Source organism: Leisingera sp. XS_AS12, from assembly GCF_041224635.1.
GTDB lineage: Bacteria > Pseudomonadota > Alphaproteobacteria > Rhodobacterales > Rhodobacteraceae > Leisingera.
Genome location: NZ_JBGFGM010000042.1, coordinates 1 through 218 on the forward strand (window position 1 = coordinate 1; position 218 = coordinate 218).

Genomic DNA, 218 nt, shown 5'->3' on the forward strand with positions numbered 1-218 from the left:
ACCTCGGCCACCGCGTCCCGCGCCGGCGGGGTCTCGTCCCGGCGCATGTGATGCAGCATCCGCAGCAACGCCGCCTCATCCGCCGTGACGCAGGCACGGTTCTCCAGATCAAAGGGGCTGATGCAGGCGAACTGCCCGTCCCGGCACTCCAGCACGGCCCGCAGCAGTTTCATCGCCATATGGGCAGCCGCCAACCCCAGGGTCTCTCCCCAGCGTTC

Annotated in this window: 1 pseudogene; it reads right to left on the bottom strand. The window is 69.3% G+C overall.

Features of this window, described 5'->3' with window-relative positions:
• Positions 1 to 218 (bottom strand): annotated as a pseudogene (locus AB9K35_RS00950) (hypothetical protein); the annotation flags it as partial.